Annotated in this window: 15 protein-coding genes; 4 read left to right on the top strand and 11 right to left on the bottom strand. The window is 68.7% G+C overall.

The features are described 5' to 3' along the window. Positions 1 to 175: 175 nt before the first annotated feature. The 7 genes from ON27_RS09695 to ON27_RS09725 all read right to left on the bottom strand — a co-directional run bounded on the left by ON27_RS09695 (position 176) and on the right by ON27_RS09725 (position 7,473). Complete coding sequence (locus tag ON27_RS09695) at positions 176 to 1,813, bottom strand: monocarboxylic acid transporter (RefSeq protein WP_174377827.1); 1,638 nt, start codon at positions 1,811 to 1,813, stop codon at positions 176 to 178. Next, positions 1,810 to 2,166, bottom strand: a complete 357-nt coding sequence (locus tag ON27_RS09700; protein WP_083887470.1) for a DUF485 domain-containing protein — start codon at positions 2,164 to 2,166, stop codon at positions 1,810 to 1,812. Before ON27_RS09700 ends, ON27_RS09695 begins: the two co-directional genes overlap by 4 nt. A 180-nt stretch (positions 2,167 to 2,346) precedes the next feature. Then, positions 2,347 to 4,101, bottom strand: a complete 1,755-nt coding sequence (locus tag ON27_RS09705) for a sodium/solute symporter (protein ID WP_043722861.1) — start codon at positions 4,099 to 4,101, stop codon at positions 2,347 to 2,349. A gap of 235 nt (positions 4,102 to 4,336) precedes the next feature. Further along, entirely contained in the window at positions 4,337 to 4,702 is a 366-nt protein-coding gene (locus ON27_RS09710; protein WP_043722864.1) for a hypothetical protein, read from the bottom strand. Next, a complete protein-coding gene (locus ON27_RS09715) occupies positions 4,699 to 5,487 on the bottom strand; it encodes a LytR/AlgR family response regulator transcription factor (RefSeq protein WP_043722913.1) in 789 nt (262 codons plus the stop codon). The genes ON27_RS09710 and ON27_RS09715 overlap by 4 nt, the downstream gene beginning before the upstream one ends. 127 nt (positions 5,488 to 5,614) lie before the next feature. Then, entirely contained in the window at positions 5,615 to 6,820 is a 1,206-nt protein-coding gene (locus ON27_RS09720; RefSeq protein WP_086007455.1) for a sensor histidine kinase, read from the bottom strand. A 215-nt stretch (positions 6,821 to 7,035) separates the two neighbouring features. Further along, positions 7,036 to 7,473: a hypothetical protein gene (locus ON27_RS09725; RefSeq protein ID WP_043722919.1), complete on the bottom strand. Its 438-nt coding sequence runs from the start codon at positions 7,471 to 7,473 to the stop codon at positions 7,036 to 7,038. Between the two features lie 319 nt (positions 7,474 to 7,792). Between ON27_RS09725 and dnaE the strand changes: the two genes are divergently transcribed. After that, positions 7,793 to 11,341, top strand: coding sequence for a DNA polymerase III subunit alpha (dnaE, locus tag ON27_RS09730; RefSeq protein WP_043722867.1), 3,549 nt, complete (start codon positions 7,793 to 7,795; stop codon positions 11,339 to 11,341). Between the two features lie 108 nt (positions 11,342 to 11,449). Here dnaE and ON27_RS09735 read toward each other — a convergent pair whose 3' ends face one another. After that, positions 11,450 to 11,680, bottom strand: a complete 231-nt coding sequence (locus ON27_RS09735; protein WP_043722870.1) for a hypothetical protein — start codon at positions 11,678 to 11,680, stop codon at positions 11,450 to 11,452. A gap of 395 nt (positions 11,681 to 12,075) precedes the next feature. Here ON27_RS09735 and ON27_RS09740 point away from each other — a divergent pair, with 395 nt between their 5' ends. Beyond that, a complete protein-coding gene (locus ON27_RS09740) occupies positions 12,076 to 12,966 on the top strand; it encodes a helix-turn-helix domain-containing protein (RefSeq protein WP_083887472.1) in 891 nt (296 codons plus the stop codon). After that, the gene (locus ON27_RS09745; RefSeq protein ID WP_043722873.1) at positions 12,963 to 13,169 is read left to right on the top strand and encodes a DUF397 domain-containing protein; all 207 of its coding nucleotides are present in this window, start codon (positions 12,963 to 12,965) and stop codon (positions 13,167 to 13,169) included. The genes ON27_RS09740 and ON27_RS09745 overlap by 4 nt, the downstream gene beginning before the upstream one ends. Positions 13,170 to 13,248: 79 nt before the next feature. Here the strand turns inward: ON27_RS09745 and ON27_RS09750 are convergent, their stop codons facing one another. Beyond that, positions 13,249 to 14,448 (bottom strand): Cmx/CmrA family chloramphenicol efflux MFS transporter, encoded by a 1,200-nt coding sequence (locus ON27_RS09750; protein ID WP_043722876.1) that lies wholly within the window; start codon positions 14,446 to 14,448, stop codon positions 13,249 to 13,251. 77 nt (positions 14,449 to 14,525) lie between these two features. Then, positions 14,526 to 15,098: a TetR/AcrR family transcriptional regulator gene (locus tag ON27_RS09755; protein WP_043722879.1), complete on the bottom strand. Its 573-nt coding sequence runs from the start codon at positions 15,096 to 15,098 to the stop codon at positions 14,526 to 14,528. Positions 15,099 to 15,258: 160 nt separating this feature from the next. Here ON27_RS09755 and ON27_RS09760 point away from each other — a divergent pair, with 160 nt between their 5' ends. Then, the gene (locus tag ON27_RS09760) at positions 15,259 to 15,660 is read left to right on the top strand and encodes a PPC domain-containing protein (protein WP_051046395.1); all 402 of its coding nucleotides are present in this window, start codon (positions 15,259 to 15,261) and stop codon (positions 15,658 to 15,660) included. A gap of 3 nt (positions 15,661 to 15,663) precedes the next feature. On the opposite strand, the gene ON27_RS09765 is transcribed toward ON27_RS09760, so the two are convergent. After that, on the bottom strand, positions 15,664 to 16,281 hold the full coding sequence (locus ON27_RS09765) for a class I SAM-dependent methyltransferase (protein ID WP_043722882.1): 618 nt from the start codon (positions 16,279 to 16,281) through the stop codon (positions 15,664 to 15,666). Positions 16,282 to 16,355 lie beyond the last annotated feature (74 nt).

A 16,355-nucleotide genomic window follows, 5' to 3' on the forward strand; every position in this document is an offset into this window, starting at 1 on the left:
CTCCAGCCGATCCGCCTGCGCCCGGTCGTACAACGCCGCGCTCGCGTTCGCCTGGGCGGCGAACTGCGCGTCGGGCGGGTAGGTGGTGGTGGCGTCGCGGTCATCGGTGGTTGCGCTGGTCACGCGAGATTCTCCTAACGAAAAAGCGGTGGGGACGAGGTATGCCGGGCAGCGATCAGTGCATCACCGCCTTTTCGGCGCCCACACCGGTGAGCGAGCGGACCTCCATCTCCGCAGCCTTGGCCGGATCCTCGGAGTTGCCGCCCACGAAGGTTCCGACGATGCCGAGCACGAACGCCAGCGGGATGGAGACGATGCCCGGGTTGGACAGCGGGAACCAGTCGAAATCCGAGCCGGGGAGCATGGCGGACTTGGAGCCGGAGACCGCGGGGGAGAACACGATCAGCACGATGGTCGAGATCAGGCCGCCGTACATGCTCCACAGCGCGCCGGTCGTGTTGAAGCGCCGCCAGAACAGCGAGTACAGGATGGTCGGCAGGTTCGCCGACGCCGCGACCGCGAACGCCAGCGCCACCAGGAAGGCGACGTTCTGCCCGTTGGCCAGGATGCCCAGCGCGATGGCCAGTACGCCGATCACCACCGCGGTGATCCGCGAGACCCGGACCTGTTCGCGCTCACCGGCTTTGCCGCGCTTGATGACGTTGGCGTAGATGTCGTGCGCGAACGACGCCGACGCCGTGATGGTCAGCCCGGCGACCACCGCCAGGATGGTGGCGAAGGCGACCGCGGAGATCACGCCGAGCAGCAGCACGCCGCCGAGTTCGAAGGCCAGCAGCGGCGCGGCCGAATTCTGCCCGCCCGCGGCCGCCAGGATGCGGTCCGGTCCGACGATCGCCGCCGCGCCGTAGCCGAGCACCAGGGTGAACAGGTAGAACGCGCCGATCAGGCCGATCGCCCAGACCACCGAGCGCCGCGCCTCTTTGGCGGTGGGGACGGTGTAGAAACGCATCAGCACGTGCGGCAGACCGGCGGTGCCGAGCACCAGCGCCAAGCCGAGGGACAGGAAGTTGAGCTTCGAGGTCTCGCTGCCGCCGTACTGCGCGCCGGGAGCGAGCACGTCGCGCGCGGCCACGGCCTTGTTCGCCGAATCGGAGACCGCGTTCTGCGCGGAGCCGAGAATGTCGGAGAAGTTGAATCCGAACTCGGCGAACACCATGACGGTCATCACCGCCGCGCCCACGATCAGCAGCACCGCCTTGATGATCTGCACCCACGTGGTGCCCTTCATGCCGCCGACCAGCACGTACACGATCATCAGCAGGCCGACGACGGCGATCACCACCGACTGCCCGGTCTTGTCGGAGATGTCCAGCAGCAGCGCGACCAGCCCGCCCGCGCCCGCCATCTGCGCGAGCAGGTAGAACAGCGACACCGTCAGCGTGGACAGTGCGGCGGCGGTGCGTACCGGGCCTTCCTTCAGCCGGAAGCTCAGCACGTCGGCCATGGTGAATTTGCCGGTGTTGCGCAGCATTTCGGCGACCAGCAGCAGTGCGACCAGCCAGGCGACCAGGAATCCGATGGAGTAGAGGAATCCGTCGTAGCCGTAGACCGCGATGGCGCCCGCGATGCCGAGGAAGCTCGCGGCGGACAGATAGTCACCCGCGATGGCGACGCCGTTCTGCGGGCCGGAGAAGCCGCGCCCTCCGGTGAAGTAGTCGGCGGCGGTGGCGTTGTTACGGCTGGCCCGGATCACCACGATCATCGTGATCGCGACGAAGACGCCGAAGATGGCGATATTGGCGACCGGGTTGCCGACGGTGGCCGACGCGGCGTAGGTGTGCACGGTGTTCACGCTCGGTCTCCCTCGAGGTAGGCGCGGATGGTGGCCGCCCGCGGATCCAGTTCCCGATTGGCGAACCGGACGTACAGCGCGGTGATGGCGAAGGTGGACACGAACTGGCCGAGGCCGAGCAGCAATCCGACGTTGATCTCGCCGAACACCCGCTGGCTCATGAAGTCGTGCGCGTAGGCGCCGAGCAGCACGTAACCGAGGTACCAGAGCAGGAACAGCGCGGTCATCGGAAACACGAAGCGGCGCAAGCGCGTTCGCAGCTCCTGGAATTGGGGGCTCGCCTGGACTTCGGCGAATTCTGCTGCGCTCGGCGCTCGCCGCGGTGCGGTGTCGTCGAGGTTGATACTGGTCATGATGGTCCTACCGAGTGACGTGGCTTACTTCTCGAGGACGGTAAGCCAGGCATGCGGGCCGCCAGTAGGCTGTGGTGTGGGTCACTCCGTGAAGGTGGCCGAATCTGCGGTGAGCGGTCGATGCGGTGCGACGAACGGTCGGCCCGCCCGGCACGCGAAAAGATCCGCGCGGGGCGCCGGTCAGTCCGAGCGCAGACTCCGCTCGCGGTCCGCGCCCATGCCCAGGCGTTCCGGCGCGTGCATCCGGACGAAGATCCGGCTCACGGTCCTGGCGTCGAGCCGCCGGGTGAACGAGCTGACCAGCACCATGGTGGCGAACGCCAACGGCACGCTGATCGCTGCCGGATAGCTCAGCACCGCCGCGGGCCAGCCGCCCGCCACTTCGCCGGAGAACCCGCCGGTGACCGAGACCGCGGTCGCCGCGCCCGCCGCGAGCCCGCCCGCGACCAGACCGGCCGCCGCGCCCGCCGCGGTCAGCCCGCGCCACCAGATGCCGAGCACCAGCAGCGGGCACAGCGTCGAAGCGGCCACCGCGAAGGCCAGGCCGACGGTGCGGGAGAGGTCCAGCGATACCACGGTCAGCGACAGCGCCAGCGGAACCCCGCCCGCGCCCAGCGCCGCCGTGCGGAAATCGCGGATCCGCCCGCGCAGCATGTCGGTGCTGAGCACGCCCGCGATGCTCACCAGCAAGCCGGACGAGGTGGACAGGAACGCGGCGATCGCGCCCGCCGCGGCCAGCGCCGCCAGCAGCTGTCCCCCGAGTCCGGCGACCACCGATCCGGGCAGCAGCACCACCGCGGCATCGGAGGTGCCGGTGATCAGCAGTTGCGGCACGTACAGCCGCGCGAAGACGCCCAGCAGCACCGGGAACAGGTAGAACAACCCGACCAGGCCGATCACGGCGAGCGCCGTCGCGCGCGCGGCCCGGCCGTCGGGGTTGGTGTAGAAGCGCACCAGCACGTGGGGCAGACCCATGGTGCCGAGGAAGGTCGCGAGGATCAGCGAATAGACCTGATAGGTCGGATGCGGACCGCCGAGCCCGCCGCCCGGCGCCAGCCAGCCCGCGCCGTCCGCGGGCGCGCCCGCGACCACCGGCACCGCGGCCCCGGCCTCGAGCACCAACCGCGTGCCCGCGGACAGCTCGTGGGTGCCCGGGGTCAGCGGCACCGGACCGTCGACCGGGCGGTCGTCGAGGGTGCCGGTGATCGAGACCTGCTGCGGTGCGCCGACCCGGACCACCACGTCGGTGGTCACGTCGACGGTGGTGCGCTCGGACACCACCGGCGGGGCAGGCCCGCCCAGTTCCCGTTCGTCGGCGAGGAAGTGGCCGAGCAGAACCAGCGCGGGAAGGGCCACAGCGGTCAGTTTCAACCAGTACTGGAACGCCTGGACCAGCGTGATCGACCGCATCCCGCCACCGGCCACGTTGGCCAGCACGATGGCGCCCACCGCCACGGCGCCCACCCAGTCCGGCACGCCGAGCAGGATGTGCAGCGTCAGGCCCGCTCCCTGGAATTGCGGGATCAGGTACACCGCGCAGATGAGCACCACGACCGTGGCCGCGAGCCTGCGCAAACGCAGTGAGCCCAAACGGAATTCGGCGAAGTCGGGGACCGTGTAAGCGCCGGAGCGCCGCAGTGGCGCGGCGACGAACAGCAACAGCGCCAGGTATCCGGCAGTGAAGCCCACCGGGTACCACAGCGCGTCCGCGCCGTATTTCGCGATCAGCCCGGCGACGCCGAGAAACGAGGCTGCCGAGAGGTATTCACCCGAGATCGCCGCCGCGTTCCAGCGCGGTCCCACGCTGCGCGAAGCGACGAGGAAATCGGAGGTGGTGCGCGCCAGCCGCACGCCGTACGCGCCGATCGCGACGGTCGCCAGCGCCGCCAGAACCAGCGCGGCCAAGGTCAGCGCGGGCGCTGTGCCCGAGATCACGGAGCACCGCCGGGTGGGTGAAGCCGTTCGGCGAGCGATGCGGGTGTGGTCGGAAGGTTCTTGGCCGAGGCGGACTGTTGCCAGGGCCAGCGGTGTTGCCTGCTTGCCCGTGGCCGGGCCGGTCGCCGTCTTGCGGGTGATTCACGGCGGTGTGGGCGAGTCGGATCGCTCGCCACGCGTGCGGGGGCGAGGCCGGTGGTCTGTGCTGGGGAGGTGGCTCGGGCCGGGCGCACGGTCAGTCCTCGGCCAGTTCGAGGAAGTCCTGCTCGTTGCGTTCGGCCAAGCGCACATACGTGCGGCCGATCAGGAACAGCAACGGGTATAAGGCGCCGCCGAGCAGCAGCCACGGCAACCGGATGCCCAGCACCGTCGTGGAGCCGATCGAACCGGTGCGGAACAGCACCGGTAGCGCGCACAGCAGCGCGATGCTCACCAGGCCGACGCGCAGCGCGAGCCCGAGCTGCGCGCGGATGAGACCCCTGATGAGCGCTTCGCCGAACTCGGTCTGCTCGGCGACCTCCACCCGGGTGCGCACCCGCCGGGCGCCACGCCGCTCGGAGAGCACCACGCGCCTGCGTACCGGACGCTGCGGCGCGGTCACTGATTGCCCCAGTGTTGCCGAGGTCGGTGCACGAGCCGATGTTTCAGCTCCCGCACCTGCCTGCGGCTGACCGGCAGTTCGACCGCCTGCGCGTCGCCCTCGGCCCGCAGGCACACCACCGTCGCGGAGCCCACCGTGCGCAGCCCGGTGACCAACCGCAGCGCCACCAGATACGACCGGTGCACCCGGAGGAAACCGGCGTCGTGCCAGCGAGCCTCCAGCGCCGACAGCGGGATCCGCACCAGGTGTGATCCGCCGCTGGTGTGCAGCCGCGCGTAATCCCCGTCGGCTTCCACCCAGCTCACGCTCGACCTCGGCACCAACGTTGTCACCCCGCCCAACTCCACCGGGATGACCTCGCTCGGATCGGCCCGCGCTTCGTCGGCGGGCGGTTGCGGGGCGCTGCGCGCGGCGGCGATCCGTCGCACCGCCTCGGCGAGCCGCGCCTCGCGCAGCGGCTTGAGCAGGTAGTCCACCGCGCCCAGGTCGAACGCCGCGATCGCCCGGTCGTCGTGCGCGGTCACGAAGACCACGGCGGGCGGATTGGCGAACTCCGACAGGATGCCCGCCAGTTCCATGCCGTCCAGGCCGGGCATGTTGATGTCCAGGAAGACCGCGTCGACCGGGTGGGCGCGCAGCACCCGCAGCGCGCTGGTGGCGTCACCTGCCGCGTGGATCTCGCCGATCTCGCTCCGCGCGCGCAGCAGATACACCAGCTCGTCCAGAGCGGGCTTCTCGTCGTCCACGGCGAGCACGCGCAGCGCGCCCGCCGGCTTGCCGGTCACGCGGGTCACAATCGCTCCATCGTAAAGCTCCGCCCTCGGGCCGCGAATCGGATGCCACCGGCGCGACCAGCTCCGTGCTCGGGCGTGGTGTGCTGAACACTCATGTCCGGACGGTGGCTCTGGGAACTCAGGCCCGGATGCCCGCGCGGAATTTGGGCACGCGCAGGCTGACCTTCGTGCCCGCGCCGGGTGCGGTCTCCACGACCAGGCCGTAGTCGTCGCCGAAGGCCGCGCGCAGCCGGTCGTCGACGTTGGCCAGGCCGACGTGCGCGGACTCGCCGGAGCCTGCGGGGCCGGTGCCGGTGCCGACGGCGTCCAGCGCGCCGGAGCGCAGCAGGTCGGGGTCCATGCCGACGCCGTCGTCCTCGACGCTGATCACGCAGTCGGTGCCCGCGTCGGTGGCGACGATGCTGACCGTGCCGCCGTGGGCGGTGCCCGCCAGCCCGTGCCGCACCGCGTTCTCCACCAGCGGCTGGAGCGCGAGGAAGGGCAGGACCACGCCGAGCACCTCGGGCGCGATCCGCAACCGCACCTGTAACGCGTCACCGAAACGGGCGCGTTCCAGCGCGAGGTAGCGCTCGATGTTGCGCAGTTCGTCCGACAGCACCGTGAACTCGCCCGCGGCGCGGAAGGAGTACCGGGTGAAATCGGCGAACTCGAGGATCAGCTCGCGGGCGCGCGCCGGGTCGGTGCGCACGAACGAGGCGATGGTGTTGAGCGCGTTGTAGATGAAATGCGGGCTGATCTGCGCCCGCAGCGCGCGCACCTCGGCGCGGTCCAGCCGGGCCCGCGAGGCGTCCAGTTCGGCCAGTTCGAGCTGGCCGCAGGCGTATCGCGCGACTTCGGCGACCGCGCCGAGGCGGCCCGGTCCCGGCTGTCCGGTGCTCACGACGCCCAGCACACCGGCCACGCCGTTGGATTCGATGAGCAGCGGTTGCGCGATCAGCGTGCGGCCCGCGTGCTCGCCGCGTCCGGGTCCGGCGACGAGCACCGGACGCTCGCCCGCGACGGCGCGCGCGGCGGCTTCGCCGAAGTATTCGGCCAGTTCGGCGTGCGGGCCGTCCCAGGCGAGCAGCGTGCCCTCGGGATCGGCCAGCGCGAGCGCTTCGGCGCCGGTGAGTGCGCGCAGGTGCGGCGCCGCCTCCCGCGCGGACCGCTCGGTGAGTCCGCGCCGCAGCGGGACCGCCGCCAGCGACGCGGTGTGCAGCGCCGAATGCACCGCCCGCTCGGCGGGGGTGGTCACCACTCGGCGGGTGCGCGACCAGATCAGCAGCGCACCGGCGATCAGCGCCGCCGTGGCCGCGACGGCGAGCGCGGTGGTCATGGCGGGCATCGGCGCACGGACTGCATGAGCCGATTATCGCGTCGGCCGGATCTCGCGCGGCACCCTGTCGGGTCTGTAGGCGAGACCCGGCCCCGAACGCCGGACCGCGCCGTCACCGGAGCGGCGGCGCGGCCGGGGCGGTGCGGGTTCAGCCCGGTCCACCTGGGCGGCGGCGCGGCCGGGGCGGTGCGGGTTCAGCCCGGTCCACCTGGGCGGTGGCGCGGTCAGCCCTGGTACTTCGGCACGGTGAACTCGACCGTGCCCGGGGAGGGGAAATGCGCCGCGCCGACGGCGACCGTCGCGGTGAACTTGCCGATGCCGGGCGTGAACAGGGTGGAGTGGCCGCTGTTGCCCCAGTAGCCGGGGCCGTGTGCCACGACCTGGAACGAGCCCTCTTGACCGGTGTCGACGTTGTGCCAGTTCAGCGTGAGCGGCAGCGTGCACGGCCCGGCGCCGATCAGATTCGAGCTCACGGTGAACGCCGCCTGGTTGGGGTAGGCGTTGCCGTTGACCGACATCTGCACCTGACCCGCGCACGGCCCTTGGGCCAGGGTGTACACGGTGGCGAACGCGGCGGGAGCGGCCGCGGCGGGGGCGGCCGTCGCCACGAGTGCGGCCACCGCGGCGGCGGGAGCGATCAACAGCGCTGTCGTCGATTTCATCGACACCTCCACGATCTCGGAAATTTCTTGCCTGCCATGCTCATTCCGTCCCCGAAAAGCGCCCGACGTCGTCGTGGGGAGGGAAGCAGAGCCTACCGCCGCGCAACGGCCCCCGTTCGCGCGTTTCGGCATTCGGTGAGGCTCCGACACTCGCGGAAATCGGTCGTCCTTCGGCGAGTCACCAGGACGCGCCGGTGATCTTCCCCACCGACACGCCGGGCGCCCGAGTAGTGCCCGCGTGCCGGTCCGAACCAGTCGGTGCGCCCGCCTAGAATCGGTCCAGCCAACCCCCGTCGAGACCTTGGGAGGAAGGACCATCTTGGCCGCCTCGTCCGGATCGTTCGTCCATCTGCACAACCACACCGAGTACTCCATGCTCGATGGTGCGGCCAAGATCTCGCCACTGTTCACGGAGGCGAAACGGCTGGGGATGAGCGCGGTCGGGATGACCGACCACGGCAACATGTACGGGGCCTCGGAGTTCTACAACTCGGCCAAGAAGCACGACATCAAGCCGATCATCGGCATCGAGGCCTACATCGCGCCCGCCTCCCGGTTCGACACCAAGCGCGTGCAGTGGGGCGATCCGAGCCAGAAGGGTGACGACGTCTCCGGCTCCGGCGCCTACACCCACATGACCATGGTCGCCGAGAACGCGACCGGCTTGCGCAACCTGTTCAAGCTGTCCTCGCTGGCCTCCATCGAAGGCCAGCTCGGCAAGTGGGCGCGCATGGACGCGGAGATCATCGCCCAGCACGCCGAAGGCATCATCGCGACGACCGGCTGCCCCTCCGGCGAGGTGCAGACCCGCCTGCGCCTGGGGCACGAGCGTGAGGCGCTGGAGGCCGCCGCCAAGTGGCAGGAGATCTTCGGCAAGGACAATTTCTTCCTCGAGATCATGGACCACGGCCTGTCCATCGAGCGCCGGGTTCGCGAGGGATTGCTGAACGTCGGCAGGCAACTGGGCATTCCGCCGCTGGCCACCAACGACTGCCACTACGTCACCAAGGATCAGTCCGCCAACCACGAGGCGCTGCTGTGCGTGCAGACCGGCAAGACGCTGTCGGACCCCACGCGCTTCAAGTTCGACGGTGACGGCTACTACCTGAAGTCCGCCGACGAGATGCGCGCGCTGTGGGACGCCGAGGTGCCCGGCGCGTGCGACAACACCATGCTGATCGGCGAGCGGGTCCAGTCCTACGACGACGTGTGGGCCTTCAAGGACCGCATGCCGGTCTTCCCGGTGCCCGAGGGCGAGGACCAGGATTCCTGGCTGCGCAAAGAGGTCGACCGCGGCTTGGCGCGCCGGTTCCCGGACGGCGTGCCCGAGGAGTACTACACCCGCGCCTACTTCGAACTCGACGTCATCAAGCAGAAGGGCTTCCCCGCCTACTTCCTCGTCGTCGGCGACCTGGTCAAGCACGCGCGGGAAGTCGGCATCCGGGTCGGCCCCGGCCGTGGTTCGGCGGCCGGTTCGCTGGTGGCCTACGCCCTGGGCATCACCAACATCGATCCGCTCCCGCACGGCCTGCTGTTCGAGCGGTTCCTCAACCCGGAGCGCCCGTCCGCGCCCGATATCGATATCGACTTCGACGATCGCCGCCGCGGTGAGATGGTCCGCTACGCCACCGAGAAGTGGGGCAGCGACCGGGTCGCCCAGGTGATCACCTTCGGCACCATCAAAACCAAGGCCGCGATCAAGGACTCCGCGCGCGTCCAGTTCGGCCAGCCCGGCTTCGCCATCGCCGACCAGATCTCCAAGGCGCTGCCGCCGCCGATCATGGCCAAGGACATCCCGCTGTCGGGCATCATGGACCCCGACCACGAGCGGTACAAAGAGGCCGCCGAGGTGCGCGAGCTCATCGGCAACAACCCGGACGTGGCCAAGATCTACGAGACCGCCCGCGGTCTCGAGGGCCTGATCCGCAACGCCGGTGTGCACGCCTGCGCGGTGATCATGTCCTCCGAGCCGCTGATGGACGCCATCCCGGTGTGGAAGCGGCCCCAGGACGGGGCGATCATCACCGGCTGGGACTATCCGTCGTGCGAGGCCATCGGCCTGCTGAAGATGGACTTCCTCGGTTTGCGCAACCTCACCGTCATCGGTGACGCGCTGGACAACATCAAGGCCAACCGCGGCATCGACCTGGACATGGACAACCTGCCGCTGGACGATCCCGCGACCTACGAACTGCTCTCGCGCGGTGACACCCTCGGCGTCTTCCAGCTCGACGGCGGCCCCATGCGCGACCTGCTGCGCCGCATGCAGCCCACCGGCTTCAACGACATCGTGGCCGTGCTCGCGCTGTACCGGCCGGGCCCGATGGGCATGAACGCGCACAACGACTACGCCGACCGCAAGAACGGGCGGCAGCCGATCAAGCCGATCCACCCCGAACTCGAGGAACCGCTCAAGGACATCCTCGCCGAGACCTACGGCTTGATCGTCTACCAAGAGCAGATCATGTTCATCGCGCAGAAGGTCGCCTCCTACTCGATGGGCAAGGCCGACGCGCTGCGCAAGGCCATGGGTAAGAAGAAGCTGGAAGTCCTCGAGGCCGAGTACAAGGGCTTCCACGAGGGCATGACCGCCAACGGCTTCTCCGAGGCCGCGGTGAAGGCGCTGTGGGACACGATCCTTCCGTTCGCCGGTTACGCGTTCAACAAGTCGCACGCCGCGGGCTACGGCCTCGTCTCGTTCTGGACCGCCTACCTCAAGGCCAACTATCCGGCCGAGTACATGGCGGGTCTGCTCACCTCCGTCGGCGACGACAAGGACAAGGCCGCCGTCTACCTCTCCGACTGCCGCCGTCTCGGCATCACCGTGCTGCCGCCGGACGTCAACGAGTCCGAGCAGAACTTCGCCTCCGTCGGCAAGGACATCCGCTTCGGTCTCGGCGCGGTGCGCAACGTCGGCGCGAACGTCGTCGCCTCGATCATTCAGGCGCGTAAGGAGAAGTCGAAGTTCACCGACTTCTCCGACTACCTGAACAAGATCGACGCGATCGCCGCCAGCAAGAAGGTCACCGAATCGCTGATCAAGGCAGGCGGTTTCGACTCGCTAGGGCATCCGCGCAAGGGCCTGATGCTGATCCACTCCGACGCCATCGATGCCGTGATGGCCACCAAGAAGGCCGAGGCGATCGGTCAATTCGACCTGTTCGGCGGCCTGGACGCGGACGAGTCGGTGACGTCGGTGTTCAACGTGAAGGTGCCCGACGAGGAGTGGGAGTCCAAGCACCGTCTCGCGCTGGAGCGCGAGATGCTCGGCCTGTACGTTTCCGGGCACCCGCTCAACGGTGTCGAGCACGTGCTCGCGGCCCAGGCCGACACGCAGATCCCCGCCATCCTGGAAGGCGACATCAAGGACGGCACCCAGGTGACCGTGGGCGGCATCCTGGCCTCGGTGAACCGGCGCATCAACAAGAACGGTCTGGCCTGGGCCTCCGCGCAGCTGGAAGACCTCACCGGTGGCATCGAGGTGCTGTTCTTCCCGCAGTCGTACTCGGTGTACGGGATGGACGTGGTGGAGGACGCGGTGGTGCTGGTCAAGGCGCGCGTCTCGGTCCGCGACGACCGGATCTCGCTGATCGCCAACGATCTCGCCGTGCCCGACCTGTCCGCTGTCGGCGTGGCCAAGCCGCTCGCGGTCACCGTCACCACCCGGATGTGCACGCCGGACAAGATCGGCGAACTCAAGCGGGTCCTGTCCCGGCACCCCGGCACATCGGACGTCCATATCCGGCACGTCGGCGCCCGCGACAAGACCACGCTGCTGAAACTCGACGAACGCCTGCGCGTCTCACCGTCCTCGGCACTGATGGGCGACCTCAAGGCGCTGCTCGGGCCGGGCTGTCTTACTGCGTGAGCATGCGATCACGGGATTGAGCGTGATGTGGCCGATCTTCCGGTCGGTCCGACCATCACCGCCGCGAAGCCCCGGAGCCGGAGACTTCCCAACTCCGGGGCTTCCGGTTCATCGCCGCGAAGGCGCCATTGACATGTCCACGATGATTCCGGTGTGGCCCTTGTGGTACCAGCCGTAGGGGTGCCCGACGAGCAATCCGCATCGCTGCACGATTTCGGGGGCTCTGAAGTCGATGTGCGCCAAGGAGTAAGTGATCAGCACTTGGTATCCCAGGCCAACCACTTCCTTGAGCGTCCACGGGATCGGGTCGGCTCTGTCGGCGATGATTGTCCGGTTCACCTCGAGCCCGTAGGCCGAAGCGAGTCGGCCGCAGTGAAGTTCCTGTACGTCCCTGGTCTCTACCCCGCCGAACAGATCGGCTCGCAGAAGATGATCGCCGTGGGCATTTCGCGCTCCTGGCCTAGTGTTGGTACGCGCCCGGTGCAGGGTCCGGCGAGATGACCGTCTCCGAGATACCGGACCATCGCCGCTTGGCTCTCCGGGCCTCCAGGCGATGTCCCCCAGGGCTATGGGGGCTGGCCTGCGCCGGGCGCTTCCTCAGTAGACGTGAGCCGCACGAGCATTCGCAGGGCTATCGTGGTAGATCTGCGGTGGAATTGCCACCATTTCACGACAAGGCATTCCACCGTGGGGCATGCCATATTTCATGCATCCAGTCAGCAAGGGGGAACGAAATGACCGCAGGATCTACCTTGCCCAGGCGAGCCTTGGGCCGCCAACTGCGAGAGCTGCGGGAGCGCAACGACATCTCGCAAAACGCCGCCGCGCGGATCATCGAGACCTCGCCTCAGACGTATGGCCGCTTGGAGGACGGCAAGGTCACCAAGACCACGGATCTGATCATCAACGCCCTCGCCAATGCATTCAACGCCAGTGACGAGGAACGCAGACTACTGCTGGACCTCGCCCAGGAAATCCGAGAGGCCCCAACGTCCAAGGGCGGCTTGTGGCGAGCCCATGCGGACGTGATCCCGAAAGCTTTCAATCACTATCTGGCGTTGGAAGAGGCCGCGCGTCGCATCGTCACGTGGCAAACGATCCTGATACCGGGGCTGTTGCAGACGCGCGAGTACCGTCGTGCTCTTGTGTGGGCTGAGCGTCCGAACGTGCCGTCAGAGGAGGTCGAGCGTGTGCTGGACTTCGTGATGAGGCGGCAAGAGCTGCTGAACAGCGGCGATTTTCATTTCGAGGCAATCCTCTCCGAGGCCGTCTTGCGCTATCTGGTGGGCGGCCCGGGGATCATCTCGGATCAGTTCAGGCATCTGGTCGAGTTGTCCGAGATGCCGAATGTCTCGCTGCGTATCGTGCCATTCGATGCCCAGACCCCGGTTGCGTATATCCCTCGGTCACCGTTCGTCATGTTCGACTTTCCGCCGCTGCCTACGTCGAGGCAGGTGGAGCCGCCGGTCGTGTACATCGAGGGTTACGTGGGGGATCTCTATCTGGAGCGCGACGTCGAAGTGGCTCAGTACGCCGACGTCGTCCGAAGGCTGGCGCAGGTAGCGTTACCCGAAGCAGCATCTAGAGATTTGGTGCCGGCGAGCATGAAGGAGCTGATGACATGATCGACCTGTCCGGTGCCCGCTGGTTCAAGAGCACTCGAAGTGGGGGAGCCAAGGATTGTGTGGAAGTCGCGTTCCTCGACCGGGATATGGTCGGCGTGCGGGACTCCAAGAATCCCAGCGGTCCGGCGTTGATCTTCGCGCCCGGCGAGTGGGATGCCTTCGCTGCTGGCGTCCGTGACGGCGAGTTCAACGTCCCGGGCTGAACGAGATTTTCAACGCACAGCAGCGGCCCCGCACCCGATCTGCGCATTGTCGGGGCGGGGCCGGTGTCTGGTGGAGGACCTACCCGACCATGTCGGCCAGTGCCGGGGCGGGTGTTTCGCCCACGCCCCGCACCGTCTGCTTGCGGTGCAGAGCGTGGCTGCCCGCGACGGCGGCGAGTGCGGCGATGCCGAGGACCACGCCGATCCAGGCGACCGCTTCGTAGCCGAGGCCCGCGCCGATCGCGAGTCCGCCGAGCCACGGGCCTGCGGTGATGCCGACGTTGAACGAGGAGATGTTGGTGGCTCCCGCCAGGGTGGGGGCATCGCCCGCGAGGGTGAAGACGCGGCTGTTCAAGGTCGGGTTGATGCCGAAACCGAACGCGCCCAACAGGAATGACAGCAGCACGACGGGCACGGTGTGCTCCATCGTGAGAGCCAGGAGCGCGGAGGTGAGCACGCCGCCGGTGATGCCGACGTACAGGCTGGTGAGGGGGCGATCGTCGGCGGTGCGCCCACCGGCGACGATGCCGAGCAGAGCGCCGAGTCCGTAGACACCGAGCACCACGGGAATCCAGCTGTCCGCCAGGCCCGTGGTGCGCGACAGCAGGGCTCCGAGGTAGGCGAAGGTGACCATCAGGGCGGCGATGGACAGCGCGGTGGTGGCGTAGGACAGCCACAGCGCGGGACGCGTCATCGTGCGCAGTTCGGTGCGCAGCCGCACGGGCGCGCCGGTTCGCCCGCCGGGGATTTTCGCCAGCACGCCGATCCCGGCCGCCGCCGACAGCAGCGCGACCGCCCAGAACGCCGCCCGCCAGCCCCACTGCTGCCCGATCACGGTGCCCGCCGGGAGCCCGATGATGATGGCCAAGGTCAGCCCGCCCGCCACGATGCTCATCGCTTTGCCGCGCGCGGTGGGCGGTACCAGGCTGATCGCCGTGGTCGCGGCCACCGCCCAGAACCCGGCGTAGACGAACGCGCCGACCACCCTGGTCGCGAACAGGACCCAGTAGTCCGAGGTGAGCGCGCCGACCACGTGGGTGGCGACGAAGACCGCCAGGAAGGCCAGCAGCGCGGTGCGCCGCGACCAGCGCAGCGTCGCCACCGCCAGCACCGGCGCCCCCACCAGCATGCCCAAGGCGAACGCCGAGATGAGCAGGCCCGCCTGTGGTACGGAGACGCCCAGGTCGGCGGCCATTTCGGTGAGCAGACCCGCGATCATCAGCTCCGAGGTGCCCTGGGCGAAGATCGACAGACCCAGGACGTAGATCGCCATGGGCATCGGTACCTCCTTGTTTTGTACTGAACTATCCAAAATTAGGGCGCGGCAAAGCCGTCGCCGGATGTGGGAAGCGCGGCTCAGAGGGCGTCGAGTGCCGTGGTCGCGACGGCGGTCAGGGTCTCGCGATCCGCGCCGCCGCGTGCGGCCACCCGCATGCCGCCGATCGTGGCGATCACGAAATGGGCCAGGGCGACCGGATCCTTGTCCGCCGCGATATCGCCCGCGCGCCTGCCCGCCTCGAACACGTCCGTCAGTGCCGCGAGCCGTCGCTCGTGGTCGGCGGCGAGTGCGGCGGCCAATTCCGGGTCGCGCGGGGCCAGTTCGATCGTCGTGTTGACCACCAGGCAGCCGAGCGGGTCCCCCTCCGGGGCTTCGATGATCTGCCACAGCAGTGCGCGAATCTTGTCCCGCGCCCGCGCCTGGCTGTCGAGCAGGTCGAACGTCGCGGCGTTCTTGATCGCCATGTAGTGGCGCAGGGCGCGCCCGAACAGGTCGCGCTTGCTGATGAAGGTGTTGTAGATGCTGCTGCGGCCCAGTCCGGTGGCGGCGCAGAGGTCCTCGGTCGAGGTCGCCTCGTATCCGGCGCGCCAGAACGCGTGCATCGCCGCGTCCACCGCGCGTTCCTCGTCGAAGGATCTGGGTCGTGGCATGCGTTCACGTTAGCACAGTTTTGGACAGATCGTTCCAATATTGTTGCCGACGGCTGGCGACCTGCGGTGTTCCGAATGCCAAGGGACTGTTAAGCATCCGATAGGCGGCTGCGCGGACAGTTCTGGGGCAAGTCGTCCACTCCAGGAAACGAGGAACATCATGCAAGCCATCCTGCGCACCCTGCGCCTGCTCGTACTCGGCGTCACGCTTTTCGTGCCCGCGTTCGCCGTCGCGACGGTCGGGGCGGGCGCGGCGAACGCGGGCTCGGTCTTCGAGATCGAGTTCGCGCCCGGAAGCGATCGCACGTCGGTCGACGGGGCGGTGGTCCGTGGCGACGCCGACACTTACGCGTTCGAGGCGCGGGCCGGGCAGACCTTGACCCTCGAGCTCACCTCCGTCGAGGGCAACGCGCGGTTCACCACCAGCGGCCCGGACGGGCGCGTCCTGTGCGCGGAGGAGACCTGGAGCCGGATCACGTTGCCGAAGACCGGCTACTACGCCATCTCGGTGGAGCCGAGCCGTGGCAACGCGACCTACACCTTGTCGGTCCGCATCGTCTGATCGTCAGGGCGACACCGCGACACCGAGCGTCTGGGCGACCATGAAGCGCGGAGCGTGCTCGCCGTAGAACGACTCGGCGTCGCGGATCTCGAAGCCGGCGTCTGCCACCAGGCCGCGGATATCGCGGTTGAGGTGGCAGCCGCCGAACAGTCGTTTCTGGACCGGGTTCAGCCGGTTCTGCCATGTCCGCACGTTCTCGTCCGGCGCGAGCCCGTGTTCGACGAAATGCAGGGTTCCGCCGGGGACGAGCACCCGGCGCAGCTCGGCCAGTGCGGCGGCGATGTCGGGGATGGTGCACATCGTCCAGGTCGACAGCGCGCAGTCGAAGGTGTCGTCGGCGAAGGGCAGCGACTGCCCGTCCAACCCGGCCCGCTCGACCGGCACGGTGGCGGCGGCGAGGCGGCCGCCGGCCAGCCGCCAGCCGAGATCGGCGGGTTCGACCGCACGCACCGACGCGACCGTCGCCGGATAGAACGGCACGTTCAGTCCCGAACCGAAACCGATTTCCACGACCTGTCCGTGCAGTCCGGCGCACACCCGCTCACGCAGCGGGGCCAAATCGCGCAGCCCGCAGGCAACGTTGACGATCCGGGGGACCACGTGCTCGGTATAGATGCCCATACCTCCACTCTTGCAGGCATCACCCGTCCGGGCCATGGCACCACAAGCCATTGCCCGTCGTATTTCCGCGCCGG

Source organism: Nocardia asiatica NBRC 100129 (assembly GCF_000308415.1).
Lineage (GTDB): Bacteria > Actinomycetota > Actinomycetes > Mycobacteriales > Mycobacteriaceae > Nocardia > Nocardia asiatica.

Excerpts from the sequence above, each read along its gene's own strand:
- ON27_RS09700 (WP_083887470.1), bottom strand. The coding sequence starts at position 2,166 with ATGACCAGTATCAACCTCGACGACACCGCACCGCGGCGAGCGCCGAGC.
- ON27_RS09720 (WP_086007455.1), bottom strand. The coding sequence starts at position 6,820 with ATGCCCGCCATGACCACCGCGCTCGCCGTCGCGGCCACGGCGGCGCTG.
- ON27_RS09725 (WP_043722919.1), bottom strand. The coding sequence starts at position 7,473 with ATGAAATCGACGACAGCGCTGTTGATCGCTCCCGCCGCCGCGGTGGCC.
- ON27_RS09740 (WP_083887472.1), top strand. The coding sequence starts at position 12,076 with ATGACCGCAGGATCTACCTTGCCCAGGCGAGCCTTGGGCCGCCAACTG.
- ON27_RS09745 (WP_043722873.1), top strand. The coding sequence starts at position 12,963 with ATGATCGACCTGTCCGGTGCCCGCTGGTTCAAGAGCACTCGAAGTGGG.
- ON27_RS09750 (WP_043722876.1), bottom strand. The coding sequence starts at position 14,448 with ATGCCCATGGCGATCTACGTCCTGGGTCTGTCGATCTTCGCCCAGGGC.
- ON27_RS09755 (WP_043722879.1), bottom strand. The coding sequence starts at position 15,098 with ATGCCACGACCCAGATCCTTCGACGAGGAACGCGCGGTGGACGCGGCG.
- ON27_RS09760 (WP_051046395.1), top strand. The coding sequence starts at position 15,259 with ATGCAAGCCATCCTGCGCACCCTGCGCCTGCTCGTACTCGGCGTCACG.
- ON27_RS09765 (WP_043722882.1), bottom strand. The coding sequence starts at position 16,281 with ATGGGCATCTATACCGAGCACGTGGTCCCCCGGATCGTCAACGTTGCC.